The sequence below is a fragment of the Granulicella aggregans genome (assembly GCF_014203275.1).
GTDB lineage: Bacteria > Acidobacteriota > Terriglobia > Terriglobales > Acidobacteriaceae > Edaphobacter.
In genome coordinates this window covers 41772-64387 of sequence record NZ_JACHIP010000008.1, presented here as the reverse complement: position 1 = coordinate 64387, position 22616 = coordinate 41772, and the positions used below count along the sequence as shown (strand labels likewise).

18 protein-coding genes, 1 tRNA gene, 1 pseudogene and 1 riboswitch are annotated in these 22616 nt (G+C 60.0%); of the genes and pseudogenes, 10 read left to right on the top strand and 10 right to left on the bottom strand.

Annotated elements, in window-relative coordinates:
- Window positions 1-109: 109 nt before the first annotated feature.
- From HDF16_RS22740 to HDF16_RS22720, 5 genes are all read right to left on the bottom strand, one after another.
- The gene (locus HDF16_RS22740) at window positions 110-2950 is read right to left on the bottom strand and encodes a ribonucleoside-diphosphate reductase subunit alpha (protein ID WP_184221964.1); all 2841 of its coding nucleotides are present in this window, start codon (window positions 2948-2950) and stop codon (window positions 110-112) included.
- A gap of 120 nt (window positions 2951-3070) precedes the next feature.
- A riboswitch (cobalamin riboswitch) is annotated at window positions 3071-3265 on the bottom strand.
- A gap of 85 nt (window positions 3266-3350) precedes the next feature.
- Window positions 3351-4277 (bottom strand): ribokinase, encoded by a 927-nt coding sequence (rbsK, locus tag HDF16_RS22735; protein WP_184221962.1) that lies wholly within the window; start codon window positions 4275-4277, stop codon window positions 3351-3353.
- 10 nt (window positions 4278-4287) lie between these two features.
- Window positions 4288-5286 carry a GRP family sugar transporter gene (locus HDF16_RS22730; RefSeq protein WP_184221960.1) on the bottom strand — a complete coding sequence of 333 codons (999 nt, stop codon included), beginning with the start codon at window positions 5284-5286 and terminating at the stop codon, window positions 4288-4290.
- 97 nt (window positions 5287-5383) lie between these two features.
- Window positions 5384-5887, bottom strand: coding sequence for an NUDIX domain-containing protein (locus tag HDF16_RS22725; RefSeq protein ID WP_184221958.1), 504 nt, complete (start codon window positions 5885-5887; stop codon window positions 5384-5386).
- Between the two features lie 86 nt (window positions 5888-5973).
- Window positions 5974-7470: a glycosyl hydrolase family 8 gene (locus HDF16_RS22720; protein ID WP_184221956.1), complete on the bottom strand. Its 1497-nt coding sequence runs from the start codon at window positions 7468-7470 to the stop codon at window positions 5974-5976.
- Window positions 7471-7569: 99 nt separating this feature from the next.
- On the opposite strand from HDF16_RS22720, the gene HDF16_RS22715 reads away from it, so the two are divergent.
- Complete coding sequence (locus tag HDF16_RS22715) at window positions 7570-7899, top strand: DMT family protein (protein ID WP_184221954.1); 330 nt, start codon at window positions 7570-7572, stop codon at window positions 7897-7899.
- Here HDF16_RS22715 and HDF16_RS22710 read toward each other — a convergent pair.
- Window positions 7896-10790 (bottom strand): ligand-binding sensor domain-containing diguanylate cyclase, encoded by a 2895-nt coding sequence (locus HDF16_RS22710; RefSeq protein WP_184221952.1) that lies wholly within the window; start codon window positions 10788-10790, stop codon window positions 7896-7898. The two genes, HDF16_RS22715 and HDF16_RS22710, sit on opposite strands and share 4 nt — an antisense overlap.
- 520 nt (window positions 10791-11310) lie before the next feature.
- Between HDF16_RS22710 and HDF16_RS22705 the strand changes: the two genes are divergently transcribed.
- Together HDF16_RS22705 and HDF16_RS22700 are read left to right on the top strand one after the other, a co-directional pair.
- A complete protein-coding gene (locus HDF16_RS22705) occupies window positions 11311-11532 on the top strand; it encodes a Flp family type IVb pilin (protein ID WP_246409726.1) in 222 nt (73 codons plus the stop codon).
- A gap of 147 nt (window positions 11533-11679) precedes the next feature.
- Complete coding sequence (locus HDF16_RS22700; RefSeq protein ID WP_246409723.1) at window positions 11680-11874, top strand: Flp family type IVb pilin; 195 nt, start codon at window positions 11680-11682, stop codon at window positions 11872-11874.
- 51 nt (window positions 11875-11925) lie between these two features.
- Here the strand turns inward: HDF16_RS22700 and HDF16_RS31650 are convergent, their stop codons facing one another.
- The gene (locus HDF16_RS31650; protein WP_348641399.1) at window positions 11926-12069 is read right to left on the bottom strand and encodes a hypothetical protein; all 144 of its coding nucleotides are present in this window, start codon (window positions 12067-12069) and stop codon (window positions 11926-11928) included.
- Window positions 12070-12105: 36 nt separating this feature from the next.
- A pseudogene (locus tag HDF16_RS31645) lies at window positions 12106-12219 on the bottom strand (hypothetical protein); the annotation flags it as partial.
- 454 nt (window positions 12220-12673) lie between these two features.
- Between HDF16_RS31645 and HDF16_RS22690 the strand changes: the two are divergent.
- From HDF16_RS22690 to HDF16_RS22680, 3 genes are all read left to right on the top strand, one after another.
- A complete protein-coding gene (locus tag HDF16_RS22690; protein ID WP_184221946.1) occupies window positions 12674-13228 on the top strand; it encodes a hypothetical protein in 555 nt (184 codons plus the stop codon).
- Between the two features lie 341 nt (window positions 13229-13569).
- Window positions 13570-15024 (top strand): energy transducer TonB, encoded by a 1455-nt coding sequence (locus tag HDF16_RS22685; protein ID WP_184221944.1) that lies wholly within the window; start codon window positions 13570-13572, stop codon window positions 15022-15024.
- Window positions 15025-15068: 44 nt separating this feature from the next.
- On the top strand, window positions 15069-15635 hold the full coding sequence (locus tag HDF16_RS22680) for a hypothetical protein (protein ID WP_184221942.1): 567 nt from the start codon (window positions 15069-15071) through the stop codon (window positions 15633-15635).
- Between the two features lie 135 nt (window positions 15636-15770).
- Here HDF16_RS22680 and ispG read toward each other — a convergent pair whose 3' ends face one another.
- A complete protein-coding gene (gene ispG / locus HDF16_RS22675; protein WP_184221940.1) occupies window positions 15771-17015 on the bottom strand; it encodes a flavodoxin-dependent (E)-4-hydroxy-3-methylbut-2-enyl-diphosphate synthase in 1245 nt (414 codons plus the stop codon).
- Between the two features lie 151 nt (window positions 17016-17166).
- Window positions 17167-17559, bottom strand: a complete 393-nt coding sequence (locus HDF16_RS22670; RefSeq protein WP_184221939.1) for a winged helix-turn-helix transcriptional regulator — start codon at window positions 17557-17559, stop codon at window positions 17167-17169.
- A 126-nt stretch (window positions 17560-17685) separates the two neighbouring features.
- Between HDF16_RS22670 and HDF16_RS22665 the strand changes: the two genes are divergently transcribed.
- From HDF16_RS22665 to HDF16_RS22650, 4 genes are all read left to right on the top strand, one after another.
- Window positions 17686-18540, top strand: a complete 855-nt coding sequence (locus tag HDF16_RS22665) for an SDR family oxidoreductase (RefSeq protein ID WP_184221937.1) — start codon at window positions 17686-17688, stop codon at window positions 18538-18540.
- A 124-nt stretch (window positions 18541-18664) separates the two neighbouring features.
- Window positions 18665-18741: transfer RNA gene (locus tag HDF16_RS22660), tRNA-Arg, on the top strand.
- A 720-nt stretch (window positions 18742-19461) separates the two neighbouring features.
- The gene (locus HDF16_RS22655; protein ID WP_184221935.1) at window positions 19462-20382 is read left to right on the top strand and encodes a DmsE family decaheme c-type cytochrome; all 921 of its coding nucleotides are present in this window, start codon (window positions 19462-19464) and stop codon (window positions 20380-20382) included.
- Between the two features lie 14 nt (window positions 20383-20396).
- Complete coding sequence (locus HDF16_RS22650; RefSeq protein ID WP_184221933.1) at window positions 20397-22616, top strand: hypothetical protein; 2220 nt, start codon at window positions 20397-20399, stop codon at window positions 22614-22616.

The window sequence follows — 22616 nt, the reverse complement described above, 5'->3', positions numbered from 1 at the left end:
CCCTTGCGGCTTCACCGCAAGGGCCGCAGTCGAAGGACCCCGACTGCGCTCACATCACCCAAACCGCTCGGATCTTTCGACCACAAGCGGCAAAGCTCAGCCACAAAACCTACTGGCAAGCCTCGCAGCCCGGATCGCTCATATCGCAAACCGCACCCTTCGCCGGTAGCGGAGTCGCAACCGCCACCGCGTTCAACTTCCCATCCGTCCGATTCATCGTCGATTTCTCCACATGCGTAGCCGAGCGAGACCGCAGATAATAGGTCGTCTTCAACCCCGCGTGCCACGCCTCGCGATAAAGCCCGTCGAGCTTCTTCCCGCTCGGTTGGTCGATATACAGGTTCAAGGACTGCGCCTGGTCGATCCACTTCTGCCTGCAAGCCGCCGCCTGAATCAGCCAGGTCGCGTCCACCTCAAACGAGGTCGCATACAGCCGCTTCATCTCCTCGGGCACACGATCGATCGTTCCGACGCTGCCGTCGAAATACTTCAGGTCGGAGATCATCACCTCGTCCCAAAGGTCGAGCCGCTTCAAGTCGTTCACCAGCGACGCATTCACGACCGTGAAGTCACCGCTCATATTCGACTTCACAAAGAGGTTCTGGTACGTCGGCTCAATCGACTGTGTCACGCCGCAGATGTTCGAGATCGTCGCCGTCGGCGCAATCGCTAACGTGTTCGAGTTCCGCATCCCGCTCGTCTTCACGCGCTCGCGCAAACCATCCCAATCGAGCGTCGAGCTACGATCTACGCGCACCGGCAACTCGCGGTTGTCCTCGAGAATCGAAATCGAATCAATGGGCAGAATCCCCTTGCTCCACAGCGATCCCTCAAAGCTAGGGTACTTCCCGCGCTCTTCCGCAAGGTCGACCGAAGCCGAGATCGCCTCATAGCTCACGCGCTCCATCGACTCATCCGCGAACCGCACCGCCGCATCCGAAGCAAACGGAATCCGCAGCTTGTATAAAGCGTCCTGATGGCCCATCACGCCGAGACCGACCGGCCGATGCCGCAGGTTCGAAGCCCTAGCCTCAGGCACGGTGTAGAAGTTGATGTCGATCACGTTGTCGAGCATCCGCATCGCTGTCTTGACTGTCCGCGCAACGTGCGCGTGGTCGAGCCCGGTGTCGGTCATGTGGTTCGCCAGATTCACGGAGCCGAGATTGCAGACCGCAATCTCGCGCGATGACGTGTTCAGCGTGATCTCCGTGCAAAGGTTCGACGAGTGCACGACGCCCGCGTGCTGCTGCGGCGAGCGCAGATTGCACGGGTCCTTGAACGTGATCCACGGATGTCCCGTCTCGAAGATCATGGTCAGCATCCGACGCCACAGCTCTACCGCGCGCACCGTGCGGCTCACCCGCATCTCGCCTCGCGCCGCCTTCGCCTCATACTCCACGTACTTGTCCGCGAACGCGCGCCCGTACAGGTCATGCAGATCAGGAACCTCGTCCGGCGAAAACAGCGTCCAGCTTCCGTCCAGTTCCACGCGCTTCATGAACAGGTCCGGCACCCAGTTCGCCGTATTCATGTCGTGCGTCCTGCGGCGATCGTCGCCGGTGTTTTTACGCAGGTCGAGAAACTCCTCGACATCGATGTGCCACGTCTCGAGGTACCCGCAGACCGCACCCTTGCGCTTACCGCCCTGGTTCACCGCAATCGCCGTATCGTTCGCCACCTTCAGGAACGGAACGACTCCCTGCGATTGCCCATTGGTCCCCTTGATGTGCGATCCAAGCCCACGGACGCCGCTCCAGTCATTGCCCAGACCACCGGCATACTTCGACAGTAGAGCATTGTCTTTGATCGCCTTGAAGATTCCCGCGAGATCATCATCGATCGTCGTCAGGAAGCACGACGAAAGCTGCGGCCGCAACGTTCCCGCGTTGAACAGCGTCGGGGTCGAGCACATAAAGTCGAACTTCGAGATCAGGTCGTAGAACTCAATCGCCCGCGCCTCGCGATCGATCTCGCGAACGGCAAGTCCCATCGCCACGCGCATGAAGAACGCTTGCGGCAGCTCGAACCGAATGCCATCGTGATGCAGGAAGTAGCGGTCATACAGCGTCTGCAGCCCAAGCAACTGGAAGTTGCCATCGCGCTCCGGCAGTAGCGCCGCCGTAATCTTCTCGAGATCGAACGTGCGCAGCTCCTTATCGACCAACTCCAGCTCAATCGCCTTATTTAAGTACGCCGGGAAGTACGTCTTGTAGTCGATCGCGACGGACTCACGCATCCTCCGTACTTCGCCCGGAAGCATGAACGCCAGCGCCTCTTCTCGCAGGATATTGATCAGCAGCCGCGCGCTTACAAACGCATAGTTCGGCTCCTGCTCGATCAGCGTCCGCGCCGCCAGCGTCTGCGCCAGCCCTACCTCGTGCTCGAGTACACCGTCGTAAAGATTGCGTCGAACTTCAGCCATCACCGCTTCGGCGGAGACGCCATCGAGTCCCGCGCAGGCCATCTGTACCTCACGCCGCAGCCGGGTCTCATCGAGCGGCGATGTCGTCCCATCGGCGTGACGCACCGTGATGCCGGGGGCCGACGGCGCGGCAATCGCAGCCGTCTTGCGCAGCTGCGCTCGTTCCGCGCGATAGAGCACGTACGCCCGTGCCACCTTGTGTTCGCCGGAGCGCATCAGCGCCAGCTCTACCTGGTCCTGGATGTCCTCAATGTGCAGCGCCCGCGACTGGTCCGTCCGTCCGCTCAGAGCTTCGACGATCTGCCCCGTCATCTCTTCCACCAGGTCGTGAATCCGGCGCGACGAGGTCGCCCCCGTCCCTTCCACAGCGATGAAAGCCTTGGTGATCGCGACCGAGATCTTGCTCGCATCGAACGCCGAAAGCCCGCCGCTGCGGCGGATCACCTTGAAGTCCACGCCCGTATGAAGCGTTGAAGAAGGAATGTGATTTGTCGTGGACTCGATGCCCGGAAGAACGGATGCAGCCATGGGGAGATCTCCTTGGCCCGCGAAGTGTCGCGAAGAAACAGAGTCCGCACCCAAGAGGCTCGCTGCGTCGCGAACACTCTCATATCCAAAACTCTGCCACCTCGTCTCCCCTCGGAGGCGTTAGCAAATGATTCCAAGGCAGGTCTTCGGACTCTGCAGGTTCAACCCTACTTGCCGGACTTCCCAGGTCTTTCAACCCAGTGTCATCATCGACGTTCGTACCTGCTTACCGCTGCGGGGCAGTTCCGGATTCCCACCGGATTCCCTTTTCACCCTCAACATCGCTGTTGAGAGACCGTGGAATAAATCGACTATATAGCGTTTTAATGAAATAGCAACACTACAGAATGTGGATATCCTGCATTTGTTCAACAGTTGCACCATCCGCGCACATACCGCTTTACGAAGGAAGCTCAGCCAGAAACTCATCCACCTCTTCGAGTGTCGCCATGGAGGGCTGCGCACCCCGTCGTGTCACCGAAACCGCCGCTGCAGCGGCCGCAAACCGGCTGCTCTCCACCGGCGTTTTGCCGGAGACCAGGGCCATCGCAAACGCCCCATTGAATGCGTCCCCGGCCGCCGTCGTATCCACTGCCGTCACCGTATACGCTGGATGCACCTCCAACGATCCTCCCGCCGTCGCTAACAGAAATCCCTCGCTCCCGCGCTTCAACACCACGTTCTTCACACCCAGCATAAGCAGCGCCTGGGCGATGTTCTCCGCGTCATCCCCAGCCTGCGTGCCTTGCGCATAAAACGCCGCCTCCGTCTCGTTCGGAGTAAACCATGTCACCAACTTCAGCAGAGACCTTGGCAGCTCCCGCGCCGGGGCCGGATCGAGGACGAACGGAACCTTTGCCTCATGGCACATTTCAGCCAGCCGCTTCACCGTCTCAGGCGGAATCTCCAGCTGCGCCAGCACCGCCCCTGCCGACCGGATCGTCTCAACGTGCTCATCTAAGTCTTCGGGCCGCAGAGTCCCATTCGCCCCTGGAACCACCACGATGCAGTTCTCGCCACTCGCCGCCACCACGATCGCTGCGACCCCGGAGCTCCCCGCCACGCTCTTCACCCCAGATGTGTCTACACCCGCGCCTTCGAGACTCGCCCGCAGCTCTGCCGCAAACGCATCCTCACCCACGCGTCCAATCATCTTCACCGCAGCTCCGAGCCGTCCCGCAGCAACCGCCTGGTTCGCCCCCTTGCCACCGGGATGCGTCGCAAACCCGTCGCCAGAGATCGTCTCCCCAGCCAGCGGAATCCTTGCCGCATTCGCCACCATATCCATGTTGATGCTTCCCACCACTACGATCGACTTCCGCTCCATCCAATCCTCCTTACACACCGTGAAACAGCGGAGCCAAAGCCACCAGCGCCAGCCCGCACACAAACAGAACAAACATCCACCCGAGGTAGCTCTTCGCCTTCGCCGGAGCCCCCGCGAACTCCCGCCACACAAACACACCCCAGCAAGCCGAGACCATCGTCGCGCCCTGCCCAATCGAGTACGACACAGCTGGTCCCACGACCTCCGCTCGCGAAGCCACAAAGTTCAGCACCGCGCCCGTGCACCATATGCCACCGCCCAGCACGCCCGCCATATGCCATCCCGGTCGCGCCGACCAGAACTCCCGCATCGCCACCGGCACCTTGCCATCGAGAGGCCTCCGCATCAGCAGCAGGTTCACTGGCACCGCGCAGATCGCCACGCCTATCGCGAAGAAGAAGCACGTAGCGTAAGGCCCAGGGCCATGCACTCCAGACATGGCCTTCGACACCAGCGGAAAGAAACTCCCCATCAACACGCCGCTGATCAGACTGATCACCACGCCGCGCGTACTTAGAGATGCCCGCGTCGCCTCGCGCAGCCGATACGCAATCGCATCGCAGACAATCGCGCCGACAACCAGAGCGATCCCGCCGAACAGCATCCACGGATTCCCGTTCGGCGACAGGATGTAGCTGCTCACCGCGCCAATTACCAGCGCCAGCCCGATTCCGACAGGAAACGCCACCGCCAGCCCGGCGATATCGATCGCGGCTACCAGCAACAGATTGGCTACGTTGAAGACCGCGCCGCCAGCCATCGCCCACAGCACTGGCTCAGTCCCGCTTCTCGTAATGCCGTTGAGAAAAGAGCTGCCCGTCGCTCCGAAACTCCCCAGCGTCAGCCCCCAGGCCACGCTTCCGAGCAGCAGCCCGCCCACATAATCCCAGTAGAACAACTGGAACCTGTATCCGGGGCACAGCTTCAGCGTGTTCGCCCACGATCCCCAGCAAAGCATCGTGGCGACCATAAAGGTCAGCGCCACACCGTAAGTCTCTGGTTGATACAAAGCTGCGACCTCCGCCCGAAAGCAATAGGTAACAAGATAGCAACCAAACACCGTTGCCCGCGCGGCAGCTGTCCGCGCCTTCTCCTATCGAGGCCCCTCAGATTCCTCGCAGCAGCAAAGCCTCCAGCGCATCCACCAGCGCTACCTGCTCTTCACGGATGTATTCACGCGCTGCCGGAAGCCCGAACCACGCTCCTCGATCCACCTCCGGGATCTCGATCATCTTTCCCGACCGAGGAGGCCACTCCAGTTCACAGGTGTTGCTGATCAGCTTCGCCGGATCGCAATCCCCTTTGAACGCCCATCCCGTCACCACCTTGCCGCTCTTCTGCGTCACCGACCCGAGCTCAATAAATGGCCCTTTGGCCACGAATCCGGTCTCCTCGTTGAACTCCCGCTTCGCAGCATCCAGCGGCGCCTCCGCCCCTTCATGGCGCCCCTTGGGGATCGTCCACGCTCCCTTGTCCCGCTTCGCCCAGATAGGTCCGCCGGGATGCGCCAGAAAGACTTCCACCCCACCCGATCGCTCTCGATACATCAGCAGCCCAGCACTCTGCCTGACGCTACTCGCGCGCTTCACTGCCTTAACACTCTTTGCCATCCAACCAGTATCACGCACCCACTGGAAAGCAAGTGTGTACACCGCCGCAGAGATGCCAGCAGCTCCACCCCTTCGCAACAAAAAACTTACCGCCCTTGCGGCCCATCAACAATCCGGAACTCCCCACTACAGTGCAGCAGACTCATCAGATAAAGCATCCCGTCGAAGTACCTCTGGTCCCCCGCCGGAATCGGCGTCTGCCAAAGCTCCTCGACAAACGCCTTCTCATTCGCTCCTCGCGTAGCCGCCAATCCTCCCACCGTCGTCGCGGCCACCATCCCTGTCGAGTGCCGCGTCGACAGCGGCTTCCCTGCCAGGGTGTACTGGTCTGCAAATATGCCAATCCCCTGTCCCACCAGGAAGCCCTGTATCCGGTCGCTCAGCACTACCTCATCCGGATCCTTCTTCCACCAGCTATAGTCTACCGACCAGTTACTCGCCGTCCGCCAAGAGTCATAGCTGAACGGCATCTCTCCACCCGTCCAGTCCAACATCGAAGTCATATCGAAGTTGCTCCGCTCCGGCGAGAGACCAGTAGTTGGCCCCGTCACGCGTTTGAACAACTCCCGGCTCACGTCCGCCGCCTTCGCCCAGAAGTCCTTGTCCTCTGCTGGTCCCCATCGCGCAAATAACTCGTAGAACGCGGGCAGATGATACGAAGCATCGGTGAATCCCCCATTCACGTCCGCCACGAACCGCACCATCGAATGCGCCTCATCCACCATCGGCCCGACCGTCGTCGTCCGCACCGGATTCGATGCATTCCCTAGAGCCACCGGCGGCGTCTTCCCCTGCGCCTTCAACTCTTCGGCCAGCTTCGCCTCGGCCCGGAGCTTCTCCGTCTTGTTCGGGCTATGGAACTTCGACTCGTCATACACAAACGGCGGGTCTTCCGGATGAATTCGGAACGGCCCTGTAGCAGTCAACACCGGATGATGCCGCATCAGCCGCAGAATCTTCTCCGCCTGTGCCTGGTAGTCGTAGAGCCCCTTGCCATTGCCCCACCGCCGCGCCGCGAACAGCAAAGCCATTGCGTAGTACTCCTCGCCATCGGGAGCGGGGCCCGTCGCCTTCGGCGTTCCATCGGTATACATCGACCACGCAAAGTACCCGACGTTCGGATTCCTGGGGTCGGTGATTAGCATGTATGTGTTCGACCAGTTCCAGAGAGCGTCGAACTCGCGCTTCTTATCCATCTGTACGGCGATCATCATGCCGTAACTCATGCCCTCGGTACGAGCGTCGTTATTGGCCCAATCCGTCACATAACCCAGCGGCCCATTCGCATTTGCTCCCGTCTCGAAGTACACCCGCTCCCACTGCCCATCCCCATGAAAGAGCTGTTGAAAAGCCCGGTCAACCTTCGCTCTGATCTCCTCCGGCGACTTCCCCTCTTCCGCAAAGAGATTCCTGTAACGGCCGGTAGCGAACGCTCCCGCCCCATCGCCCGGCATGCGCGGAATCACGCCTTCCGGCGCATTCACATGCGGTGTCCTCGACGGTGGTTGTCCGACTACAACGACACCGGCCCAGCAACCCGCCGCCATAACTGTCCACGCAATATTCTTGAAAAATCGATTCACGACTGGCCTTTTCGCGATCTACGAACACAAACACTATACCCGGAGCCGCATCCGCCACGCCGCACTTCAGATCTGATTGCGAAACGCATCTAAGCGAACATGTGGACTGTAATTCTTCTCATCGGCTCAAACATCTTCATGACCTTCGCTTGGTACGGCCACCTGAAGTACAAGGAGGTCTCGTTGTGGAAGGTCATCCTCGTAAGCTGGTCGATTGCCTTCTTCGAATACTGCCTGCAGGTTCCTGCCAACCGCATCGGCGCGCGAACCTTCTCGCCCGACCAGCTCAAGGTCATCCAGGAGGTCATCACCCTCAGTGTCTTTGGCGTATTCAGCGTCTTTTACTTCGGCGACCGACTTCACTGGAACCACCTCGCCGCCTTCGGCTGTCTCATCGCGGGAGCATTCTTTATGTTCCACAAGTTTTAAGCGCCGGCTTGAACCCTGATCCCCGCGTCGGTCACGGCGAACTCCACCCGGTTCCGCCCGTTTGCCTTGGCCTGGTAGAGCGCCTGGTCCGCCGCGTGAATCAATGCTTCAAGGTCATCGCCCGCTCCCAGCCAGGCCACCCCGAAGCTGGACGTCACCCGCAGACTCGCATCGCCGCAAAGGAAAGGCTCGTCCTCGATGATCTTTCGGATGCGCTCGATCAGACTCACAGACTCGGCATCTCCGAGACCCGGAATGATGATCAGGAACTCTTCCCCACCGTACCGCCCCAGCGAATCGTAAGCCCGAATCGCCGAACGCAGACGCTGGGTCACCTCGCGCAGCACGGAGTCGCCACATTGATGCCCGTAGATATCGTTGATCCGCTTGAAGTGGTCCACATCCGCCATCACAGCCACCAGCGACTGCTTCTCGCGCCCTGCCCGTTCAATCTCCTGCTGCAGGAGCTCGTGGATCGCCCCGCGATTCAATATCCCCGTCAACGAGTCCCGCGTCGCCTGCTCCATCAACGCCGCGCGGGCGTCCAGCAGCGATGCATTCTTCTCCTCGAGCTCCCGCGTCCGCTCCTTCACCTGTCGCTCCAGGGCATATCTCCGCGCCAGCGTGACCCGGTTACTCCAGCGCCACGCACCGATGATCAGCCCGGCGAATCCAAGGGCCGCTAGTGCGAAGAACCACGGCGTGCGCCACCAAGGAGGGCGAATCACGAACTCCAGCACCTGCTGCTCCGAGACGCGGTGGTTCGCTGCGTCTACCGCAGTCACTACCAACCGATGACGCCCATCCGGGACGAAGGAGTAGCGAATATCATGCCCCTCCGTCTCCTGCGGGACGTCGTCAACCCCGGATAGCTGATAGCTATATCGGATCGCCTGTCCCCGGGCAAAATCCGCAGATGAAATATGAAATGTCAGCGGATAGTGGCCCCAGTTCACCGTGCTTCGAACGCCCCGCTTCAACTCCAGCGCACCCAGCTTCGCCTGGCTCAGCTGCGCATCCAGGGGCTCCGTCGAAAACAGCCGTTCAGGATGCAGCAGATGGGACAGTCCCCCGCTCGTCCCGATCCACACCGATCCATCCGCATCCGCCAGGAACGCGCCGGTATCGGTGTCATTCCAGACCATCCCATCCTCTTCTCCTGCGTGTCGCCACTCCGTTCCGTTAAAAACGTCGATCCCGGAGTCGGTCCCCGCCCAGAGCCAGCCCCGCTTATCCGAAGCCATCAGGTACACGTTCGCCGATGCGAGCGTCGGCACCGACGCCTCGCTCACCTCTGTTGCCTTGTCTCCATCGATCCGCACCTGTATCAGTGACGGCGACGTACCCGAGATCCACACCGTACCGCCCTTGCCCACAGCAACCTGGGTGTTGTACCCAGACTTGTATGACGCGGGCATCTGGATGTGGCTCCAGTGCTGCTTTGCCAGCCTGAAGATCCCTTCCTCCGACGTGAAGATCAGCGCGCCCGATGCGTCCTGCACAGCGCGGAAGAATCGTGTCGCCGGCACTTCGTCTACCGGTGGCGTTCGCAACTCCCTCCTTCCGCCGCTTCGATCCACCCAGAAAAGTCCGCTCGCCGTAAGCACCCACACCCGGCCCTCGCGGTCCACAAGCACCTGGTACACATTTCTCTTGCCCGGAAGCAACCTGGAACTCGAACGCTCTGCATCGAACTCCACAATGCTTCCGTCGTCGCTGCCAATCCATAGGTGATCGTCCGCAGTCTCCGCGATGCTCTGCACCCGACGCACGTGAAGGTGGTCGCCCACCCGCTGCAGCTCCCGCCCTTGTAGGGTCGCCTCCATCCGTTCCAGGTCCAACTCCGTGCCCAGCCACAGCCTGCCCCCCGAGCAGCGCATGATCGCCCATATCAGGTTGCTTGCCAGCCCGTCTTCCGTTGTCCAGTTCTCCCACTGGTCGTAGCCGACCCAGCGCTGCAGCCCCGCTTTCCCACCGTCAAACCAAAGCGAACCCTGCCGGTCGAACAGCATCGTCTGCACCAGCCCACCGGGGAGGCCGTTCTTCTTGTTGAATACCGTCCAGCTTCCCTGGCTCCATCGCGCCAGCCCATCTGCCGTATTCGTCAGAATCCGTCCCTGCGGGTCTTCAATCAGGACGGGCGTGCGAAGCTCCAATACCGCCGGCGGTACGTTTTTGTCCTCGGATACGAACTGCGCGGCCTGCATTCCAAGTCGCACGATGTGATGATCCCCACGCGCCCAGACGTTTCCGCGATGGTCCTCCAGGACCGCCGACCACTCATCGGCCGGAACACCCTGCGCCCGTCCCCAACGCGTCACACCGCCATGGCCCGTCTCGCAAAGCTCATCGTCGCATCCGACCCATAGGTGTCCCTCCCGGTCTGCATAGGCACCCTTGACCTTTGCCAGCATCGGGTACCGAGCGAGCGTCGCCTCGTCATAAGCCTCCACGATCTGCCACGACCCGCCGCCGTCGTGTGTGCGCGCCTGCATCAATCGATGCTGGCTGATGAAATACACCTGGCTCGGATCTCCGGGCGTCACGACAATTGGCGTCCGCAGATCGATCTTCAGGTTCATGCCTGCGGGGCCGACGTTGTGGACCCCGAATCGATCGCGATACAGCAGCCGCTCCGGCGTACTTATCCAGATTCGACCCGCCAGGTCCTCCGCAAGTCCCTGAATCAGTGGAGAGGAAGATCCCTCCACAGTCGGGACGAGCTCAAACCTCGATCCGTCGTACTGGTAGAGTCCAAACTCCGTACACACCAGCAGGCTGCCGTTGTCCTCCTGCAGCAGGCAATTGAAGTTCAAGTTGCGGAGACCGTCTCGTTGCGCGAAGTTCTGGAATGTAAACCGCTGAGCTACCGCTTGTGACGTGTGCAGCATGCACAACATCGACAATACCGCGCATAGCCGTGCACCCGAGGGGATCTTGAAGACCAGACGAGCAGCGCCCAGAAGGGTGTCCAGGAGATCCCGTCGGGCCCCTTCCGATCTCCGCTCTCCCCTTGATTGCACCCGATAGCCGCCCTTCAAAGAGACCTCTCCCGAATCGCTCACGCAAGCAGAGAGCGAAATCCCATCTGTATCCAGAACAATGCAAGCCACCTGCCGATCAGAACTCGCGTTCGGCAGTCTTTCCGGTATGGACGGCAAGCAAATAATGGGAGACAGTTATACCCCACACCTTAGCGCAGCCAGCGAGAATCTTCTCAATCTCTCATATCGGCATAGCTGGAAAATCTTCCACTCGATTCCCCTTCTATCTACTTCAAGGAGGAAAGGGATGGGGCGATGCTAATGAGACCCAGACTACTGAAAAATGAGACATTTGGGGGATCGTCAGAGGCTGTACGGCGGCCGATGATTGAAGGGTTAGACACCCCGGACGAGAACGGACTGCTCTATGATGACATTGATCGTTAGCTTGAAGAATGGCATTACAGAATCCGAGGCGGCAAGAGTCTGGATCCGCTTGCTGGCGGATGAGAGCGGGCAGGACTTGATCGAGTACGGATTGATCGTCGCGTTCATCGCGCTCGGGTCTGTAGCGACGATGAAGGGCCTGGCGAGCAGCCTGGGAACCTTCTTCGGAAGTCTTGGGACAACCCTTACAAGCTCCGTTTAGGGTTCCTCCATGACCTATGAGCATGAGACTCTAACGTACTTTTGTGGGATATTCGTTACTCCGGTACCGGCTTGATGATGGGAAAGCATTCATTCCATTCAGGTTCAAGTGACGGTGTCGACAATGTCCTTCCGATACGCAATCGATTTGAGAAACACTTTCAAGGCTTTCCAGAAACCTCTGCGGCGTTTTCTGCGCGATGAGGCGGGGCAGGATTTGATTGAGTATGCCCTGGTGGCTGCGCTCGTGGGCCTCGGAGCGGTGGCGTCGATGAAGACACTGAGCACGAAGATTGGAACCGCGTTCACGACGATTGGAACGTCGCTAACCAGCAACGTTTAGGGACGAGCCACGTTCAGGGCCGGGTGGGCCGGGCCTAAAGCCGCAAGATATCTACCGAATGATCAAAAGATAGACCGCCATAGCGACGCCAACGAGAGCGAGCAGCGTGGCGAGGATGATCGCGTTGCGGGAGCTCCGACCGGGGGTCCATGTGCCGGTGCTGAGTTCACGGATGAGCACGAGATGCTGGACCACGGACGCGATCAGGACGATGACTCCGAGAGAAACGATGGCTGTGCCCGACAGGACCGAGATTCCTGACTGATGGATTGGGGCGTGTGCCTGCGAGGCCTGCATCTGACGAAGGAATAGGCCGAAGCGGGCTACGGCGAAGCCTACGCCCATAAGGCCGAGGCCGGTTCTGATCCAGGCGAGGAAGGTGCGTTCGGCGGCAAAGTAGACGCGGGGGTCTTGTTCCGGAGTGGTGGGCATGGTGGTTAGAGGGTATCTGGGGACCCGAGGGTTGTGGTGGACCTGAGACCCACATCTCAGAGTCGAGATGTGGAGCGCCCGGTTTCTGTGGTGGAAGACTCACATCTGGCGATGAAGCTGCCAGATATGGGGCACCCGGTTCCTCGATAGAAGCAGAGGGCGCGCTGGCATCGAGGTTCACGGTGGAGGTGACGGGTTCGTAGGTGCTGAGGCGAGCTTCGAGCTCCTTGATTCGGTTGCGGGAGATCATAATCTCCTGATGCTGCTGCATGTTTTCGAGGAGACTGCGGGCAAAGCTGGGGCGCTCTTCGGGTTCTTCGGGATCCTGGAACTCTGAACGCGGGGCGAGGATGCCAAGGTCCGGGTCGTGGGTGATGAGATCGACCGGCTCAGCTTCGGTGGTGTTTTCTGCGGGCAAGTTCGCTGTGTGGCGGGGGAGGGCGCAGTTGGCTATCTGCAGCGCGTAGAGCATCATACCGGCGCGACGGAGGTCGATGTTGTTGGCGGCGACGGCGTGGAGGATCTGTCCGGCGGCGAGACCAATGGCGGCGCGGTCCTCGAGCATGGGGAGATTGAGCAGGCCGGAGGTGCCGAGTTCTGTCGATTGGCGCGCTCGGCGCTGACGAGCGTTGTAGATGGGGACGCGGGTGGTGTGGTGGTGGTAGCAGAAGTCTTCTCCTCGGAGACAGGCGCTGCCGCAGCGCCTGCCCTGAGTGAAGATGTGGCGGCATTGGAAGCGGGTTTGGAAGAAGGCGTCGTTTTCGGCGGCAGTAGGTGCGCCTTCGGGAAACTCTTCCAGGAAGTCGTTGTCGGAGCCAGAGATGGTCATCACGTTGTATCCCCCTCCCCCATGATATGGGGCAAGATATTGAGAACATGCGAGTTGGTGGTATACCAAGGCTTCTGTGACGGGGCCGAGTAGCTGAGGGTGCCAGGCTGTGATTCGCCGCGCATCTTTTTAGCTTTATATTTTAGTATTTCACGGAGTACGCCTCGTGTCTATATTTTTTGCGGATTGGTGCGGAAATTTTCGGAGTTGGTGGCTAAGGAAGGAAGGCGGTTCGTACTCCGCACGAATGCCCCACCCATGCGATAAAGCTGCATGGATGGGGCACCCGGCGTTGCGCTCCGGTTGATGGTGTTTCCGTTCCGCAGATCGAGGACGGCAGGAGTGAAAACGGTTGACCTGGCCGGGGCCGGGTGCGATGCTCGGTGGACGATATTGGCAGTAGTTTGCGGGCCCTGGTCTTCGACGGAGGATGCATGGCGGGTGGTATTCGCAGATGGGTTGCCGGAGCGGTGATAGCCCTGCTGGCCGGAGTGGGTGGGTCGGCTAACTCACGGGCACAGGAGCCGGTGTTTTTCTATAACAACGGCGCGATCCGGTATACGGAAGCGGCTGGGGTTTATCACTATGTGTTTCCGTGCAAGCAGCGAGAGTCAGCGGCATCGGACGCGGCGGTGAAGTTTGAGGGAATCTGCTGGCCGGTGGTGGGAACGATGATTCTGAAGTCAGCGGGCAGTGAGATGCCGAAGGCACCGGTTGCGGGAGTCCTGCTGGTGTCTGCGGGGGTAGTGCATTTCGGGCCGATCGATCCGGGGAATTCGGGTTTGATTCCAGACCAACATCCAGGTGAGGTCCGGTTCAGTTACCTCCGGGAGAAGTCGGTAGCGGTGATGGAGTCCGCGTTAGGGACGCTGGTGTTAAAGCTTCGCCCGGTGTGCGAGGGGTGCACGCCGGGAGCGCCGTCGGCGGATCCGGCGAGGCAGGCGCAGGTTGACGGAGAGTACGCGGAGTTGAAGGAGAGTCTGACCGATTACGCGGCGCTGGCGAAGCGTGTGAAGGAACGGGCGGCGTTCCTTGAGGTTGCCATCGCTCCGAAGACAGAGCCGGGAATGGAGGATGTGGCGGAGGCGATGGGGCTGTATGCGGCAATGAATGAGCGCGTGGCCCCGATGTGCGGAGAGACGGCACGAGCGTGTGTGCGGCAGTATTCGAAGTATGAGGCGTGCAAGAAAGACGACCTGCACGCGGAGTGCGGTGTACCGCCAAGCTGCGAGGCGACGTGTGCGCTTACGGAGACCGGATTCAGGTCGCTGAATGCCACGGTGTGCCGGACACCCAAAGACAAGGCGTCGATGCTGATTCCGGACTGGTCGGCTGCAGGAGAGAGGCTGAGGGCGCAGCAGAAGGCGTACCGGGAGAAGATGGCGGCTGGAACGATTGCGGCTCCTGCAACTCCGACTATCGCGCTGCCTAAGGTGGGCACGCAGCGGATGGATTTCATGGGGAAGCCGATCGATCCGGCGGCGGGATGCACCGTGGAGGAAGGCTATGCGCTGGCGATGATGACGGCGTCGACGCAGGGTGTGTTTGGGCAACTGGGGACGTCTCCCGCGGGTACGGCTCTGGATGTGTCGCGGATATCCGGGGGTGTCGCCGCGAGCAATCTTTTGAGCAAGGTTGATCCGGTCTATCCGGCGGTGGCCAAGGCCGCGCATATAGCCGGAACCGTCGCCCTGCACGTGTTGATTACGGAGCAGGGTGAGGTGACCAACCTGACAGTGGTGAGCGGACCTCCGCTGCTACGGGCGGCGGCGGTGGATGCGGTGAAGCAGTGGCGCTATAAGCCGTATGTTGTGGATGGGGTGGTGCGGAAGGCGGAGACGGTTGTGCTGGTGAACTTTAATTTTGGAGGACCGCCGGGGGCGAAGTAAACGATGAGTGGGGATGGGTAAAGAGTCTTCGAGGGGCGGCACAGATGAAAATCATTGAGAGCGTGTTGCAGTTTCTGAAGAGCCGGCAGGAGGCAGCCAAGCCACTCACTTTTGTACCGCCAGTCAGCGCCAGCTTGCAGACTGCATCGAGCGAGCGATCTGTTCCATCGGCGACAGAGGCGAAGACACCCGCGAAATCCTTGCCGGAAAGGCCGCCAGGTAACTTTTACAGCTTCGAGTTCTTCATTGAGCTGGAGTTTCGGGGAGTGGTGAATCTTGGATATCCGAAGGTCCCGCTGCGCGATATGAGGACGGGGGTCGTAAGGTGGGGATCGAGCATGGAGTGGTCCTGGCCGGATCCGGCAAAGACTCGCGCTCGCTGGCAGGACGATGCGGAGGCGGGTCTCCTGCAGAGATCAATAGAGCATCCTGAAGATGCGCTTGGAGCAGAAGGATCCATCGGGGAGATAAGGCTGACTTTTGATGCCCTTCTCGATAAGGGAGAGAACCAGGTTGTGTATGCGCTGTATTGCCCTGAGAAGCAGATACGTCTGGCGTATGGCTTTGACCGGACACTCTTTGAGCCGACACATCAAGTTACTGTTCACTGAAAGCGCTGCGGAGGTACCCCTGCGGTTGCAGACAGAGATTCTTTCGGGAATGACACCAAAAGGAAAAGGCCAGAATAAAAGCAAGATCCTCCGCCTTCGGCGAAGGATGACAAGGTTTCGTTGAAATGTTGGGGGTTAGACTTCGACGAGGGTTTCGATCAGGGCGTGGCCGTAGCGCTTTTGTACGTACTCGTCGAGAATGACCTGGAACTCTTCTACGATGCGGTCGCCCTTGAGCGTCGTGAACAACTTTCCATCGACATAGACAGGGGCTTTGGGTTCTTCGAAGGTGCCGGGGAGCGAAATGCCGATGTTGGCGTGCTTGGACTCGCCGGGGCCGTTGACGATGCAGCCCATGACGGCTAGCTTGAGTTCTTCGACGCCGGGGTACTGCTGCTTCCACTCGGGCATGGAGGCTACGAGGTAGGACTGGATGCGCTCTGCCAACTCCTGGAAATACGTCGATGTCGTTCGGCCGCAGCCGGGGCAGCTTGTGACTTGTGGCATGAAGCTGCGAATGCCGAGGGACTGGAGGATCTGCTGGCCGCAGCGGACTTCTTCGGAGCGGTCGCCGCCGGGTGTGGGGGTGAGCGAGACGCGGATGGTGTCGCCGATGCCGGCGAGCAGGAGTGGGGAGAGGCCGGCGGTGCTGGCGACGATACCCTTCATGCCCATGCCGGCTTCGGTCAGGCCGAGGTGCAAGGCGTGGTCGGTGCGACGGGCCAGCTCGGTGTAGACGTCGACGAGGTCGCGGACGCCGGAGACCTTGGCGGAGAGAATGATCTGGTCGCGGCGGAGGCCGTAGCGCTCGGCGGCGGCGGCGTTGTCGAGAGCGGAGACGACCATGGCTTCCATCATGACGTCGCGTGCGGGCAGCGGATCAGAGAGCTTGGAGTTGTCGTCCATCATCTTGGTGAGGAGGGCCTGATCGAGCGAGCCCCAGTTGACGCCGATGCGCACTGGCTTCTGGTGCTTGACCGCGACCTCTACCATCGTCCGGAAGTTGTCGTCATCCTTGCGGCCGATGGAGCAGTTGCCGGGGTTGATTCGGTACTTGGCGAGGGCCTGGGCGCAGTCGGGATACTTGGCTAGGAGCTGGTGGCCGTTGTAGTGGAAGTCGCCGATGATGGGCGTGTTCCAACCTTTGGCGGCGAGCTGTTCGACGATGTACGGGACGGCCTTTGCGGCTTCGTCGTTGTTTACCGTGACGCGGACGAGCTCGGAGCCGGCGCGCGCGAGGGCGGCGATCTGCTGGACCGAGGACTCGATGTCGGCGGTGTCGGTGTTGGTCATCGACTGTACGACGACCGGGGCGGAGGAGCCGGTGAGGATGCCGCCGATGTTGACTGTGGGGGTTTGTCTGCGGTGGATGGGCGGCATAATTTGGCTATTGCTCCGCTGGTAAGTTTACCACCGGGGCCTTGAGACACGCTTGGCGATGGCGGCTGAAGGTTCGGGCGGTTGTAGGTGTGTGGGCGGTGTGGGGGGCCCTCGCTGCGCTCAGGGTGCCGGCAGGTTTGGGGAGAGTGAGTTAGCTGGCACGTTTCGATTGAAGTTTGAGGATGGTGGAGACGTTTTCTTCTACCCAGTTGGTCAACGTGCGGACCTGAAGGGCGGCTTCGGTGCCAAGTTTGGTGAGCGAGTACTCGACCTTCGGGGGGATGGTGGGGTAGACAGTGCGGATAAGAAGGCCATCGGCTTCAAGGGTCTGGAGGGTCTGGGCGAGCATCTTTTCACTCACACCGCCAATGGCTCGGGCGAGCTCAGAGAAGCGGTGGGTGCCGTCTAGCAAGACGAGAAGGATGAGAGTTCCCCAGCGGGAGGTGACGTGGTCGAGCACGATGCGTGAGGGGCAGTTGGCATCGTATACATTGCCGCGACGGCGGCTCTGGCGCGAGGCCAGGACTCGCGATGTAGTCTCCATGTAAGTAGCTTACATTAAGGTACGTACTTACGGAAAGTTAGCTTGGGGCGTAGAGTTCTTCCTGTGGCCGCGGATGCGGCTGGATGTTGAGACAGAAACGCTGATCAAGAACAAGGGAGATTCACGATGATCGTAGTGACAGGAGCAACCGGGAAGTTGGGAAGTCTTGTGGTGAAGGCGCTGCTGGAGCGAGTTCCGGCGGGAGAGATTGTGGCTGCGGTTCGGAGTGTGGAGAAGGCAGCGAGCTTGAAGTCGTTGGGCGTTCAGGTGCGCGAAGCGGACTATGCGCGGCCGGAGACGCTAGTTGCCGCCTTTGCCGGAGCGGAGAAGCTGTTGCTGATCAGCAGCAACGTGCTGGGCGAGGAGCGGGTGAAGCAGCACAAGACCGCTATCGACGCAGCAGTGAAAGCGGGTGTGAAGTTGATCGCTTATACGAGCGTGCTGGGGGCGGACACGTCGAAGCTGATTGTGGCGAAGGACCACCTTGCGACTGAAAAGGCGATCGCTGCTTCAGGGTTGAAGTATGTATTTCTGCGGAACGGATGGTATCTGGAAAACTACACGGAAAACCTGGGGCCTGCGCTGGAGCATGGGGCGATTCTGGGCTCGGCGAAGGATGGCCGCTTCTCGGCCGCGGCCCGGGCGGACTATGCGGACGCTGCGGCAGTGGTGCTGACGGCTGATGGGCATGAGAACAAGGTGTACGAGTTGGCCGGAGATTCGTCGTTCAGCCTGAGCGAACTGGCGGCTGAGGTGTCGAAGGCTTCCGGGAAGACGGTCGTTTATCAAGACCTGCCGGAGGAGGCGTATGCCGGAGCGTTGAAGGGGTTCGGGCTACCTGCTCCGATTGCGGAGATGCTGGCACACTCGGATGTTTGCGCTTCAGAGGGTGAGTTGGAGAGCAAATCGCGGGACTTGAGCACGCTGCTGGGAAGGCCGACGACCACTCTGGCCAATGCAGTCGCTTCGGCGGTGAAATAGGAGATGGAGCGCAGGGCCGCAGAGGTCGGCCTTGCGCTTCGGTCTTTGAGCGGCGGTCGCGATACACTGAAAGAGACCCGGAGCGGCGGCCTTTCATTGCGGCACCCGGGAACTAGCCACAAGTGGCCCGGTAGCTCAGTTGCATAGAGCAGCGCACTCCTAACGCGAAGGTCGCAGGTTGGACTCCTGCCCGGGCCACCATAAGTTGCACAAAAAAATAGACTTGCTGAACTGTGTGTTTAGTCATCTCGTGAAGTGCTTGAGTTGGTACACCCTTTGGTACACCCCGCGCGGATTGCAGCTCATTGCACCCACATTCTGCTGTTTGCATGATGCCTCCGCTACGAAATTTCGGGTCGTTGATCAGGATCGTGCTGCGCAATGATTACTCCGCACAGTTCGGAGCTGATCGTCTAGCCTCACCATTTCGTCTTGGCGCAATTCCTCAAGAGAAGCCGAAATCAGCCTTCATGATGCTCGGTGCCCGTGGCCAACTACCCTTCGTTACGGCGTCCGTCAAGGCGCTTCGCCCGCTACGCGGCGCACAGAAAACGTGCGGCTTTGACCGACGCTTCCACTTCGGGTTAAGCGCGGATATGAGAAGAATCTCTTCTTCTCATGTGTCACATGAAAGAGCGACGGCAACGGGCAGTAGCGACGCAATGAGGCAGCGGTGACGGCAGAATCAAATCGCTAAAACCGAAGCATTCTGTATGGCGATCTCTAAGGAGTTGATTCTCTTAAGGCCTCCTCTTTGCCCAGCATAGGTTGACGTGAGCGCAATTGCTCAGCTATCCAGCTCTAACGCGCAGATAGTTGCACTTGACTCACCTGACCACTCCCTCGCATTTAGCTCGCATCACGCAGAGTACATTCAACGCAACGCGCATTGAGCTTTTGCAACTTCCATTGGCGAGTCCCATGAAGCGTCTTCTGCTGGTCTTCGCGTCGCTCGCATCAAGCCTCGGGCTCGCCGCGCTGCCGTCTCTCGCCCAGACGGCTACGCAAGCGATTACGAACAGCAAGACCGACATCATGAAGGTCTCTGACTTTGTGGGGTCAGAGACCTGCGAGTTATGCCACGCCGACCTCTCGAAAAAGTTCGCATCCAACCCGCACGCCGCGCTGGCTCTGGAGCATGGTGGCAAGGGCGTCACCTGCGAGAACTGCCACGGTGGCGGCAGAGCGCACGTCGAATCCGGTGGCGACCCGACAAAGATATTTCACTTCGACAAAGCACCCTCGAAAGTAGTCGACGCCAAGTGCCTCGCCTGTCACCTGGGCACGCATGCCAACTTCGACCGCACGGCCCATGGCGCAGCTGGTGTGGGATGTACGTCGTGCCACAGCACTCATTCTCCCCAGAATGAAGTCAATCTGCTGAAGGTCTCAGAGCCGAAACTTTGTTATCAGTGCCACACCGACGTCAAGGCATCCTTCTCGCAACCTTTCCACCACAAGGTAAACGAAGGCTTGATGAAGTGCAGCGACTGCCACGATCCGCACGGCACGCTCCAGGACAAGATGCTGAAGTCCAGCGCGGACCAGAACGCAGTCTGCGTGAAGTGCCACGCCGACGCCATGGGCCCCTTTGTGTATGAGCACCCGCACATCAAGACCGAAGGCTGTCTCTCCTGCCATTTTCCCCACGGCTCATCGAACCCCCGCCTGCTTACGCGCAACAATGTGAACTCGCTCTGTCTGCAATGCCATACAGCATCGATGAACTTCACAGCTCCAGGCACACCTTCGTTCCACAACATGGCCAACCAATACCAGGCGTGCAACACCTGCCACACCCAGATCCACGGTTCAAACGCCGACAGCAATTTCCTGAAGTGAGGAGGTGCCGCATCATGAACATGCCGTCTTCAATACCATCACTTCCTCACGCAACGCTCTTGATTGCGCTTCTCTGTGCCGCGATCGCCCTCCCCAGGCCCGCGATCTCTCAGATTGCCGCTCCCCCTCAGGCTCCCATCGCTGTGCAGCCCACTTCAAAGGACGCCTCCGCGCCCACTCCCACGGACAACATTCGCTACGGCTACACCATTCACCAGTCCGTCGATACGGGTGGGCACATCGTAAGCCAGTCCGGCAGTGGCGCAATGTACGACACCCTGGTGAATACCCAGACCGGCCCACGAATTCTCAACTTCTCGCTGGAGATGCGCACCGTCGACCCAAAGAACACGCCGCTCTTCGACCATCTCTCTACCAACAGCTTCGGTTATGGTGGAGATCCGAACAGCGTCACGCTGCTGGACGTCGCGAAGGGGAAGCTCTACCAGTTCCGAGGCAACTTCCGCCGCGACCGCCAATACTTCGACTACAACCTTCTCGACAACCCGCTGATTCCTCCTTCATCGACGCCCTATGTACCGCTGCTGGACTCGCCCCACCTCTTCAACACGGTTCGGAGAAACTCCGACCTGTCCTTGACCCTTGCGCCGCTGGCCCGGTTCAGCGTCCGGCTCGGATACAACCGCAACATCAGCGAAGGCCCTTCGTACAGCACAATCCATGAAGGCGCGGATGGGCTGCTCATGCAGTTCTGGCGCAACGGGACGGACACATGGAACGCCGGCCTCGACTACAAGCTGAATCGGCAGACAATCATCAGCTACGACCAATTCGTGATGCGCTTCAAGAACGACACCAACTGGCAACTGGCCGGTCTCAACTACCAGCTATCGAATGGCACACCCGTAGCTCTGGGAGTTGATCTCTCTTCGGTGTGGGCGGCCCCCTGTGCCACGCCCTTCCTTGCGAATGGCACGGTAAACCCTACCTGCAATGCGTTCCTCGGCTACAACCGATCCGCCCCCACGCGCACGCTCGCACCGACCGAACAGCTTCGTTTCCAAAGCGCATCCGTTCCGCGCCTCAGCTTCAACGGACGAGCCTTGTACAGCGCCACCACCAGCAACCTGGATCACTTCAACGAGACGTTCAACGGCCTGGAGACGCGCACTGCAATTCGTGAATCGATCATCAATGGATCGGCCCGCGTCCGCCGCATCAATGTAAATGCAGACCTTGGCGCAACCTACCAGATCACTCCCAAACTCACGGCATCCAACCTTTTCCACTTCTGGGACTTCCGCATCCCCGGCGTCAACTCGTTCACAGAGGTCGACTACACCGGCAAGTCGTTGCTTATAGCTCCCGGGGCAACGACCACGACCACAACGGCCGATGCACAGTTCCTCAATCAGAAGACCAAAACCAACACCTTCATCCTGGAGTGGGAGACCACCTCGCAGCTAAGGCTCTCCGCCGGCTACAGGTATCGCAGTCGCATCATCACGGACGCAGGCGGCGACTTCATTCCGATCCACGAGAACTGGGGTCTGTTCGGAGCCGCGTTCAAGCCAACCCCGAAGTTGCGCATCAACTTCAACGTCGAGGCCATGTACGCGGACATGTCATTCACGCGCATCAGCCCGCGGCAGTTGCAACACTATATAGTTCGTTCGACCTACCGACCGCAGACCTGGCTCACCTTCTCAGGCACGCTCAACTTTCGCGAGAGTCGCAACAATGTCCAGACTGTGAACCACCTCGAACACAATCGCGACTTCTCCTTCGGCACTACCATCGCACGGAGTGAACGCTGGTCTCTCGATCTCAACTACTCCTACGACGATGTCTTCTCCAGCACGCTCGAGTGCTATGTCTCAACGCCTGCCCCGCCTACAGCAGGCGTCGCACCATCTGTCTGCGTTGCGGCCGCCACACCGCTGCTGAGCACTGGCTACTACAACGCTCCAACGCAATACGGCTCTCTCGGATTCACGGTATCGCCGGTAAAGCGCGCTCACTTCACCGGTGGATATCGCACCACGTCGGTGAACGGGACTGCCGACGCGCCGAATATCCGGCAGGTGCCAGGCTCGCTGCAATCGCAGTTTCAAACGCCCTACGCCAGCTTCGCGATTGACCTCGCTAAGAACTGGAGCTGGAAGGGCGACTACAACTACTATGGCTATGGCGAAGGAGGAGCGATAGGCCTGACGGCTCCACGCGCCTTCCATGGCAATGTCACAACCCTCGCCGTCCACTACGCCTTCTAA

Excerpts from the sequence above, each read along its gene's own strand:
- HDF16_RS22740 (WP_184221964.1), bottom strand. The coding sequence starts at position 2,950 with ATGGCTGCATCCGTTCTTCCGGGCATCGAGTCCACGACAAATCACATT.
- rbsK (WP_184221962.1), bottom strand. The coding sequence starts at position 4,277 with ATGGAGCGGAAGTCGATCGTAGTGGTGGGAAGCATCAACATGGATATG.
- HDF16_RS22725 (WP_184221958.1), bottom strand. The coding sequence starts at position 5,887 with ATGGCAAAGAGTGTTAAGGCAGTGAAGCGCGCGAGTAGCGTCAGGCAG.
- HDF16_RS22715 (WP_184221954.1), top strand. The coding sequence starts at position 7,570 with ATGTGGACTGTAATTCTTCTCATCGGCTCAAACATCTTCATGACCTTC.
- HDF16_RS22710 (WP_184221952.1), bottom strand. The coding sequence starts at position 10,790 with ATGCTGCACACGTCACAAGCGGTAGCTCAGCGGTTTACATTCCAGAAC.
- HDF16_RS22705 (WP_246409726.1), top strand. The coding sequence starts at position 11,311 with ATGATGACATTGATCGTTAGCTTGAAGAATGGCATTACAGAATCCGAG.
- HDF16_RS22685 (WP_184221944.1), top strand. The coding sequence starts at position 13,570 with ATGGCGGGTGGTATTCGCAGATGGGTTGCCGGAGCGGTGATAGCCCTG.
- HDF16_RS22680 (WP_184221942.1), top strand. The coding sequence starts at position 15,069 with ATGAAAATCATTGAGAGCGTGTTGCAGTTTCTGAAGAGCCGGCAGGAG.
- ispG (WP_184221940.1), bottom strand. The coding sequence starts at position 17,015 with ATGCCGCCCATCCACCGCAGACAAACCCCCACAGTCAACATCGGCGGC.
- HDF16_RS22670 (WP_184221939.1), bottom strand. The coding sequence starts at position 17,559 with ATGGAGACTACATCGCGAGTCCTGGCCTCGCGCCAGAGCCGCCGTCGC.
- HDF16_RS22665 (WP_184221937.1), top strand. The coding sequence starts at position 17,686 with ATGATCGTAGTGACAGGAGCAACCGGGAAGTTGGGAAGTCTTGTGGTG.
- HDF16_RS22655 (WP_184221935.1), top strand. The coding sequence starts at position 19,462 with ATGAAGCGTCTTCTGCTGGTCTTCGCGTCGCTCGCATCAAGCCTCGGG.
- HDF16_RS22650 (WP_184221933.1), top strand. The coding sequence starts at position 20,397 with ATGAACATGCCGTCTTCAATACCATCACTTCCTCACGCAACGCTCTTG.